Genomic DNA, 9414 nt, shown 5'->3' on the forward strand with positions numbered 1-9414 from the left:
GGAACCCCCCTCGTCACCATCGATCGGGACCGGCCGGACCGCAGATCACGGGGCGTCGACAAACGTCATTGTTGGCCAGACCGACCTCGACCGAGAAGGAATCCACACGATGACAACGACCCTGAACCGATCGGGAGTACCGGGCCCCCGGCCGCGATGGAGATCCGCCCGCGAACTCCAGCCACACCCTGTGAGCGCGCTGGCGCGCCTCGTCGCGGCGGCGGCCGTCGGCGGTACCGCGCTGCTGGGAATCGCACTTCCGCAGGCCGCCCACGCGGCCACCGGCCGGGCCACCTCGCCGGTCGTCTCACCCGACGCCCAGCAGGAGGAGGGCGACCACGCCGGGTCCGGACTCGCCGCGCGCACCCTCGCGCCGTCGGTGTCCCCGGCTGTCGCGGCGTCGCTGAAGGGCCTCGACGTCAGCGGGTACCAGGGCAATGTCAACTGGGCCTCGGTGGCCGCCAACGGCGCGTCGTTCGCGTACGTCAAGGCGACGGAGAGCAACAACTACGTCAGCGGGTACTTCAGCCAGCAGTACAACGGGTCGGCCAGCGCGGGCCTGATCCGCGGCGCGTACCACTTCGCCCACCCGAACGCGTCGTCGGGCACCAACCAGGCCGACTACTTCGTCGACCACGGCGGCGCCTGGACGGCGGACGGCAAGACCCTGCCGGGTGCGCTGGACATCGAGTATGCCCCGGCGGGCAATACCAATACCTGTTACGGGATCAGCCAGTCGGCGATGGTCGCCTGGATCACCGCGTTCAACGCCGAGTACGTGGCGCGCACGGGCCGGTACCCGGCGATCTACTCCACCACCGACTGGTGGAAGACGTGTACCGGCAACTACAGCGGGTTCGCCGCCACGAACCCCCTGTGGATCGCCAACTACACCGGCACGTACAGTCCGCTGCCCAACGGCTGGAGCGCCTACACGGTCTGGCAGACGGCCGACAGCGGCACGTTCCCGGGTGACCAGGACGTCTTCAACGGAAGCCTCGCCGACCTGAAGACGTTCGCGCTGGGCAACTACACCCCGCCGCCGCCCCCGCCCGTGTTGACCTGGCCGCTGGTCCAGCAGGGCCAGACCGGCCGGCGGGTCACCACGGTGCAGTACCTGCTCAACGCGCACGGCGCGAAGCTCGACCCGGACGGCGACTTCGGACCGGCCACCAAGACCGCGGTGGTCTCCTTCCAGTCGAGCAATCACCTGGAGACGGACGGCATCGTCGGGGCCAACACCTGGCAGGCGCTGGTCGTCACCGTCCAGCAGGGCAGCACCGGTCCGGCGGTCAACGCGGTCCAGGCCGAACTGAACGCGCACGGCGCGGCACTGACCGTGAACGGCACGTTCGATGCCGCCACCTCGGCGGCGGTCAAGACCTACCAGACGAGCAAGGGCCTGGACCCGGACGGCGTCGTCGGGACGCTCACCTGGCAGTCACTTGTCTCGTAAAAGCATGCCGGGACATCGCGGATCGTCCGTTTCGGTACCGGAGGAGGGAGCCACGATGAACACGCGTACGAACCACCGCCGCGGGGCCGCCGGCCGGCGCAGCCCGGGCATGGGTGGCAACCTCGTGCCGGTGCTCGGCGAGGTAATCGGCTGACACAAGACTGGTCGGGGCCGTCGCGCGGCAGTCAGACGCGCCGAGCCAGACTCGTCGAACCAACCGCTGAGGCGGTGACCCGACCGGAAACGGGAGGGTCACCGCCTCTCGGCTGCCGCCAGGCGGCGCGCGAAGTCTTGGGCGGCGGCGCCCGGGTCCTCCGCCTCGGTGATCGCCCGGACCACCACCACCCGGCGGGCGCCCAGGGCGAGGACCTCGTCCAGCCGGCCGGAGTCGATGCCGCCGATGGCGAACCAGGGCCGGGCGGTCGCCGCCACCGAGGCGTGGTCCAGCAGGTCCAGGCCGGCGGCCGGGCGGCCGGGCTTCGTCGGCGTGGCCCAGGTCGGCCCCGCGCAGAGGTAGTCGGCGCCCGGCTCGTCGCGCGCCGCGTCGAACTGGCCGGGGGAGTGCGTCGAGCGCCCGATCACCGGCCGGTCGCCGACGATCCGGCGGGCCACCGGTACCGGCAGGTCGTCCTGGCCCAGGTGCAGCACCGGCGCCCCGCAGGCGTAGGCGACATCCGCCCGGTCGTTGACCGCGAACAGCTTCCCGTGACGCGCCGCCGCTTCCGCGAACACCTCCAGGTGACGCAGCTCATCCCGGGCCTCCAGGCCCTTCTGCCGCAGTTGCACGATGTCCACCCCGCCGGCCAGTACGGCGTCGAGGAAGTCGGCCAGGTCACCCTGCCGCTGCCGGGCGTCGGTGCACAGGTACAGCCGGGCCCGGCCCAGGGCCGCCCGAACCTCCTCGGCAGACAGCTCGCTCATGCTGCGCGACGGTACCCGATGCACCACCGGGCGCCGGCGCGTATGGTGAGTCCTGCACGGGAGCCCGGTAGACCGGGCTGAGAGGGCTGGCTGGGAGCCGCCGACCGTCGAACCTGATCCGGATAATGCCGGCGCAGGGAGCGCTCTTCGACCCCAGCCACCGGCCGCGGTGACGGTGTGTGCCGCGGCGGATCCGCTGGGAGGTCGGATGGGGAGTACCGCCGACGTCGTCGTGGTCGGCGCGGGGGTGATCGGGCTCTCCGTGGCCTGGCGCTGCGCGCAACGCGGACTCACGGTGACCGTGGTGGATCCCCAGCCGGGCTCGGGTGCGTCGTGGACCGCCGCCGGCATGCTCGCCCCGGTGACCGAGCTGCACTACGAGGGGCGCTCACTGCTCGCGCTCAACCAGGACTCCGCCGCCCGGTACCCGGGCTTCGTCGCCGAGCTGGCCGACCTGGTCGGCCTGGACGTCGGGTACGCCCGGTGCGGCACCGTCCAGGCCGCCTGGGACGCCGCCGACCTCGCGGCGCTGCGGGACCTGCACGCGTTCCAGGCCGCGCTGGGGGTCGAATCCCGGATGCTCACCGCCCGGGAGCTGCGTGAGGCGGAACCGGGCCTGGCCGCCGGGCTGCCCGGCGGGCTGTGGGCGGCCGACGACCACCAGATCGACAACCGGCTGCTGCACGGCGCGCTCGCCCGGGCCGTGGCCGTCGCCGGGGTACGCGAGATCCGCGCCCGGGTCGGCGGCTGGCTGGTCGACGGCGACCGGGTGACCGGCGTGCGTACCGGAGACGGGCAGGCGGTCCGCGCCGGCACCACGGTACTCGCGGCCGGCGCGTGGTCGGCCACGATCGGCACCCTGCCGGCGGGCGCGCTCCCGCCGGTCCGCCCGGTCAAGGGCCAGACGCTGCGCCTGCGCGGCCCGGCCGGGCTGCTGGCGCACGTGGTCCGGGGAGCCGTCCGGGGCAACCCGGTCTACCTCGTACCCCGCGGCGACGGGAGCCTGGTCGTCGGCGCATCCAGCGAGGAGGCCGGGTTCGACCTGAGCCCCCGGGCCGGCGCCGTGTACGAGCTGCTGCGCGACGCCCAACTGCTCGTCCCGGCCCTCGGTGAGGTGCGGTTCGAGGAGGTCAGCACGAGCGTGCGCCCGGGCTCGCCGGACAACCTGCCGATGATCGGGGCCAGCGCCCTGGACGGCCTCATCGTGGCGACCGGGCACTACCGCAACGGGATCCTGCTCGCGCCGCTGACCGCCGACGCCGTGGCCGACCTGGCCACCGGCCGGCCACCCGACACCGACCTGGCCGCCTGCGACCCGCGGCGGTTCACCCGTTCGGAGGTAGAGGTATGACGCTGACGCTCAACGGTGAGCCCGTCGACCTGCCCGACGGCGCCACCGTCGCCGACCTGGTCGCCACCTGTGCGCCGTCGGTGCGCGGGGTGGCCGCCGCCGTCGACGGGGCGGTCGTGCCCCGCGGTACCTGGGACCGGGTCGCGCTGTGCGAGGGCCAGCGGGTCGAGTTGCTCACCGCCGTACAGGGAGGCTGACATGGACGATCCGCTGATCATCGCCGGGCAGGAGCTGGCTTCCCGGCTCATCCTCGGCACCGGGGGAGCGCCCAGCCCCCAGGTCCTGGACGCGGCGATCGCGGCCTCGGGCACCGCGATGTCCACGGTCGCCATGCGCCGGGTCGACCCGGGCACCGCCGGTTCGGTGCTCGACGTGCTGATCGGCCGCGGGGTGCGGGTGCTGCCCAACACGGCGGGCTGCCGTACCGCGCGGGAGGCGCTGCTGACCGCGCAACTGGGCCGGGAGGCGCTGGAGACCGACTGGGTGAAGCTGGAGGTCGTCGCGGACGACGAGACCCTGCTGCCCGACCCGGCCGAGCTGCTGGACGCGACCGAGAAGCTGGTCGCCGACGGATTCACCGTCCTGGTCTACACCAGCGACGATCCGATCCTGGCCCGGCGACTGCAACAGCTGGGCTGCGCCGCGGTCATGCCGCTGGGTGCCCCGATCGGCAGCGGCCTGGGCATCCTGAACCCGCACAACATCGAACTGATCGTCGCCGAGGCGACGGTGCCGGTCGTGCTCGACGCCGGCATCGGTACGGCGTCGGACGCCGCTCTGGCCATGGAGCTGGGCTGCGACGCGGTGCTGCTCGCCTCGGCGGTGACCCGGGCACAGGACCCGGCCATGATGGCGGCCGCGATGGCCGCCGGGGTCACGGCCGGCCGGCTGGCGTACCGGGCCGGTCGCATCCCGCGCCGGGTACACGCCCAGGCGTCCTCGCCCACCCGGGGCATGGCAGTGCTGTAGTCCCGGGCCTGTCCATCACCACCCGCGGGAGCTCGGAGGGACCGGGCTGAGAGGGCGGCTGACGCCGCCGACCGCCGAACCTGACCGGGTAATGCCGGCGTAGGGAGCGCACCATGAACCAGACAGTCCTGGACACCCCGGAGCCGGTGCGCACCGAGCCCGGCCTCACCCTCGCGGACCCACCGCCCCGCACGCTCGGCCTGCTCGACCAGGTCGCGCTGTGGGGCAACCTGGGCATGACACTGCTCGGCCCGGTCAGCGCGCTGTTCGTGCTCATGCCGGCCGGCGTGCCGCAGCTGTCGCTGGTCGCCGCGTTCACCGCGACCGTCGCCGGTACCCTCATCGGCACCGTGCTGCTGGCGCTGGCCAGCTACGCCGGGGCGCGGTCCGCGGCACCGGCGATGGTGCTGCTGCGCGGCCTGTTCGGCGCCCGGCTGTCGTACCTGCCGACGGCGCTGAACCTGGTGCAGTGCCTGGGCTGGGCGGTCTTCGAGCTGGTCGTGATCTCGGAGGCGGCGCAGCGCCTGCTGCCCTGGCGGGTGCACTGGCCGTACGTCGTGCTGGCCGGGGTCGCGACCACGGCCATGGCGTTGCGGCCGCTGGGGGCGGTGCGGCTGCTGCGCCGGTACGCGCTGGTGGCCGTGATCCTGGCCGTCGGGTACCTGATCGTGCAGGCCGCCCGGCACCCGTTGCCGTCGCTGACCCACGGCTCCTGGTCGGGCTTCTGGCCGGCCGCCGACGTCGCGATCGCGGTCGCCGTCTCGTGGATCCCGCTGGCTGCCGACTACTCCCGGCACGCCCGCACCCCGCGGGCGGCGTTGGTCGGGTCGCTGCTGGGCTACTCGGTCACCCAGATCGCCTGCTACAGCCTGGGGCTGCTGGCCTTCACCACGCTGGCCACCGGCTCCGGCGACCCGCAGGGGCAGCTGTTCGGCGCGTTCCTCGCGGTGCCGCTGGGCTGGCTGGCCTTCGGCGTGCTGATAGCGCGGGAACTCGACGAGTCGTTCACCAACGTGTACTCGACCGTGGTGTCCATCCAGAACCTTCGGCCGCTGACCGACCGGCGGGTGCTTGCCGTCGCGATCGGTACCCTGGCCACGGTCGGCGCGCTGGTCCTGCGGATCGCCGCGTACCAGGATTTCCTGTACCTGCTCGGCTCGGTCTTCGTACCGATGTTCGCGGTCTTCGCGGTGCACTACTTCGTGGTACGCCGGCCGGAGGGCTGGGACTGTTCCGACCGGGCGCCGGCCCGGCCCGCGCTGCTCCTGCCGTGGCTGCTGGGCTTCGCCGCGTACCAGCTGGTCAACCCCGGGGCGATCGGCGGCTGGCAGCGGTTCTGGACCGCTGCCCAGTCGTGGCTGCGGCTGCATCCACCGTCCTGGGCGAGCGCGTCACTGGTGTCGTTCGCCGTGGCCGGGGTGGCCACCCTGCTGCTGGCGGCCGCGTCCGCCGGGCTGCCCCGGCGCCGGCTGGCCAGCGGAACGGGGGTCGGGTGATAGCGAACCTGCTCACGATCGCCGGCACCGACCCCACCGGCGGCGCCGGCATCCAGGCCGACCTCAAGACGTTCTCGGCGCTGGGTACCTACGGGATGAGCGTGGTCACCGGGCTGGTCGCGCAGAACACCCGCGGGGTGCGCGAAATCCACCCGGTGCCGGCCGCGTTCGTCGCCGCCCAACTCGACGCGGTGTTCGACGACGTGCGGGTGGACGCGGTGAAGATCGGCATGCTGGGTACCCCCGACGTGACCCGCGCGGTGGCCGGGGTGCTGGCGGCGCGCCGGCCACCGTACGTGGTGCTCGACCCGGTGATGGTGGCCAAGAGCGGGGACCGGCTGCTCGCCGCCGACGCGGTACGCGAACTGCGCGAGGTACTGCTGCCGCTGGTCGACCTGGTGACGCCGAACCTGCCGGAGGCGGCCGACCTGCTGGGGGTACCGGAGGCGGTCGACGAGGACGGCATGCGCGAGCAACTGGCGGACCTGGTCCGGCTGGGCCCGGCGGTCCTGTTGAAGGGCGGCCACCTCACCGGCCCGGAGTGCCCCGACCTGCTGGCGATGGACGCGACCGGCGAACCGGTGCGGCTGACCGCTCCCCGGATACCCACCCGCAACACCCACGGGACCGGGTGCACGCTGTCCTCGGCGATCGCCGCGTTGCGGCCGCAGCGCTCCGGCTGGCCGGACGCGGTGGCCGACGCCAAGCGGTACCTGAGCGGTGCGCTGGCCGCGGCCGACCGGCTGAACGTCGGCTCCGGCCACGGCCCGGTGCACCACTTCAGCGACTGGTGGTGAGCGTGCGCCCCGGCGGGACTCCGCCGGGGCGCACGACTATCCACTATGGACGGTATCGGTCAGGGGTAGCTGACAACGTTCACCGGTACCGTGGCCGTGCCCTGGGCCGCGCCGCCGGTGCCGTTGATGACGTGGTCGATCGTGCCCTTCCCGCCGAGCGACACGGTGAGCAGGTCGTGGAACTTCACCCCGGAGTTGTTGGGCGCCTCGAACCCGTGGTCGGCGTGGATCGACGGGTCGGCGGTGAAGTTGCAGTAGCTGCCCAGGCCCCACGCTTCGTGCGAGGTGACGCTGTCCGCCACCTTGTACGCCGCGTACCCGTTGGCCCCGCTGCGCCAGGCCGCCTGGCTCGGCGGGTCGTACGGCATCTCGTTCTGCAGGAAGATGGTCCGGCCGCCGTTGCCGTTCCAGAGCACCTCGTACTGCTGGTAGTGCTCCACGAACAGGCCGTACGCCATCACGTTGTTCCCGTTGACGATCAGCCCGGTCGCGGCCGGGTTGCTGGTCCAGCCGGCACCCGCGCCGTGATCGGCCCGCCAGGCCCAGATGTGGTCGATGATGGTGTTGTTGCTGTTGACCACCAGGCTGTTCGTCGCCGCGCCCGGCCCGGCCCCACCGATCCGGAAGAACACGTCCTGGATCGAGGTCGGGTTGCTCGCGTGGCTGGCGGTCGAGCCGTTCGCGCCCACCACCAACAGGTTCTGCGAGTTGACCGTACCCGCGTCGAACAGCAGCCCGCCGAGCTTCACACCGTCCACATCGGACACGTGCATCGCGTCGACCCCGTTGTCCGGGATGATGGTCGGGTACCCGATGCCGAGCACCACGGTGTTCGCCCGAGTCACGTTGAGCGTCTGGTTGACGTGATAGATGCCCGGCGTGAACAGCAGGTTGAAGCCCTGGCTCAGCGCGTTGTTGATGGTCTGCGCCGTGTCACCCGACTTGACGACGTAGAACTGGGTGAGCGGGATCGACGTGCCCGGGGTGTTCCCGTTCGCCCAGGTGACGCCCGACGAGTTGGTCCGCATGTTCGGGACGAACACGTTGTAGGCGCCGGCCGAGTTCAGGTACAGGTACGGCTTCTCCCGGGTCACCGGGCTGGTCGCGACCGTCGTGTACGGCGGGTTCGGGAAGCTGTTGCCCGGCGCACCCTGCACCCCGGAGAACACCATGTTCCACACGCCGTTGAGGTTCCCGCCGATCTGGCTGTCCCGGGTGAACCACTGCTGCTGCGAGTACGGCTGGAGGGTGCCGCTGACCCGGCTGTCGGCGATGTACCCGCCGCTGGCCCACCCGTACCCGTTCGGGGCCAGGTTCAGGTCGCCGTGGATGTCCATCCGGCGGAACGGAGCGGCCTGCGCCACCGCCCACCGGGTGAAGCCGGCCGACGGGTAGACCGACAGGTTCTCGGCGGAACGCCAGAAGTTCTGCGTGGCGTTGCCGCCGAACCAGCCCGCGTCGACCGTGATGTCACCGTGGATCTGCACGTCGTCCGGGTTCTGCCCGAGGCCCAGGATCGAGGTGTAGAAACCGATCTGGGCGTTGAAGCCGCTGTAGCTGCCGGGCTTGAACATCAGCGCGTACCGCTGGGTGCCGAACTGGTTGCTCTCCTGCTGGTGGAACACGGTGTCCAGCTGGCTCTGGATGCTGGCGCCGGACATCGAGGGGTCGAACACGATGACGTTCGGACCCAGCGAGCCGCCGCCGGTGACCGGTGGGCCGGTCGGGGTGGTGGACGGCGTGGGCGACACGCTCGGCGACGGGCCGGACGTGCTCGTGCCGGTGAAGACCTGCAATTCCCAGATCGAGTAGCCGTACTGGGTGGCTCGCACGGTGCCGTACACCCGTAGGTACCGGCCGGTGCCGGACACGTTCAGGGTCTGCACCCCGCCGGTACCGGTGGTGGTGCTGTAGATCGAGGTCCAGGTGGTGCCGTCGGTGGACGTCTGGAGCTGGAACGACTTGCCGTACGCGGTCTCCCAGTTGACGACCACCTGGCAGATGCTGGTCGAGGCACCGAGGTCGACCTGCAACCACTGCGGGTCGCTGGCCGCGGACGACCACCGGGTACCGGTGTTGCCGTCGACCGCTGCCGAGGCCGGGGTGCCGGCGTTCTCCGTCGACGAGGCGCTGGCGGGACGGTTCAGCGCCGCGTTGGTGGTGCCACAGCCGGTACCGGTGCCGGTGGAGCCGTAGACCTGGAACTCCCACAGCGAGTACCCGTAGGCGGTGGCGCGCACGGTGCCGTACATGCGCACGTACCTACCGGTGCCGGTGACGTTGAGCGTCTGGTTGCCGCCGGTACTCGTCGTGGTGCTGTAGATGGAGGTCCAGGTGGTGCCGTCGTTGGACGTCTGGAGCTGGAAGGACTTGGCGTAGGCCGCCTCCCAGTTGAGCACCACCTGGCTGATGGTCGCCTGGGCA

At 72.0% G+C, this 9414-nt stretch carries 8 protein-coding genes and 1 riboswitch; of the genes, 6 read left to right on the forward strand and 2 right to left on the reverse strand.

The window, feature by feature from the left end; genetic code table 11:
- The first annotated feature begins 190 nt into the window (after window positions 1-190).
- Window positions 191-1456 (forward strand): GH25 family lysozyme, encoded by a 1266-nt coding sequence (locus tag Raf01_RS50265; RefSeq protein WP_239134476.1) that lies wholly within the window; start codon window positions 191-193, stop codon window positions 1454-1456.
- A gap of 252 nt (window positions 1457-1708) precedes the next feature.
- Here Raf01_RS50265 and thiE read toward each other — a convergent pair whose 3' ends face one another.
- Window positions 1709-2377, reverse strand: a complete 669-nt coding sequence (thiE, locus tag Raf01_RS44925; protein WP_203924290.1) for a thiamine phosphate synthase — start codon at window positions 2375-2377, stop codon at window positions 1709-1711.
- Window positions 2378-2423: 46 nt separating this feature from the next.
- Window positions 2424-2534, forward strand: a riboswitch (TPP riboswitch).
- Window positions 2535-2585: 51 nt separating this feature from the next.
- Here thiE and thiO point away from each other — a divergent pair.
- From thiO to thiD, 5 genes are all read left to right on the forward strand, one after another.
- Window positions 2586-3728 (forward strand): glycine oxidase ThiO, encoded by a 1143-nt coding sequence (thiO, locus tag Raf01_RS44930; protein WP_203924291.1) that lies wholly within the window; start codon window positions 2586-2588, stop codon window positions 3726-3728.
- Complete coding sequence (thiS, locus tag Raf01_RS44935) at window positions 3725-3925, forward strand: sulfur carrier protein ThiS (protein ID WP_203924292.1); 201 nt, start codon at window positions 3725-3727, stop codon at window positions 3923-3925. Before thiO ends, thiS begins: the two co-directional genes overlap by 4 nt.
- 1 nt (window position 3926) lies before the next feature.
- Complete coding sequence (locus tag Raf01_RS44940; RefSeq protein WP_203924293.1) at window positions 3927-4697, forward strand: thiazole synthase; 771 nt, start codon at window positions 3927-3929, stop codon at window positions 4695-4697.
- A 113-nt stretch (window positions 4698-4810) separates the two neighbouring features.
- Complete coding sequence (locus tag Raf01_RS44945) at window positions 4811-6193, forward strand: purine-cytosine permease family protein (RefSeq protein WP_203924294.1); 1383 nt, start codon at window positions 4811-4813, stop codon at window positions 6191-6193.
- Window positions 6190-6990 carry a bifunctional hydroxymethylpyrimidine kinase/phosphomethylpyrimidine kinase gene (thiD, locus tag Raf01_RS44950; protein ID WP_203924295.1) on the forward strand — a complete coding sequence of 267 codons (801 nt, stop codon included), beginning with the start codon at window positions 6190-6192 and terminating at the stop codon, window positions 6988-6990. The genes Raf01_RS44945 and thiD overlap by 4 nt, the downstream gene beginning before the upstream one ends.
- A 59-nt stretch (window positions 6991-7049) precedes the next feature.
- Here the strand turns inward: thiD and Raf01_RS44955 are convergent, their stop codons facing one another.
- Window positions 7050-9401, reverse strand: a complete 2352-nt coding sequence (locus Raf01_RS44955) for a pectate lyase-like domain-containing protein (protein WP_444544555.1) — start codon at window positions 9399-9401, stop codon at window positions 7050-7052.
- Between the last annotated feature and the right edge of the window lie 13 nt (window positions 9402-9414).

This window comes from Rugosimonospora africana (assembly GCF_016862975.1).
Taxonomy (GTDB): domain Bacteria; phylum Actinomycetota; class Actinomycetes; order Mycobacteriales; family Micromonosporaceae; genus Rugosimonospora; species Rugosimonospora africana.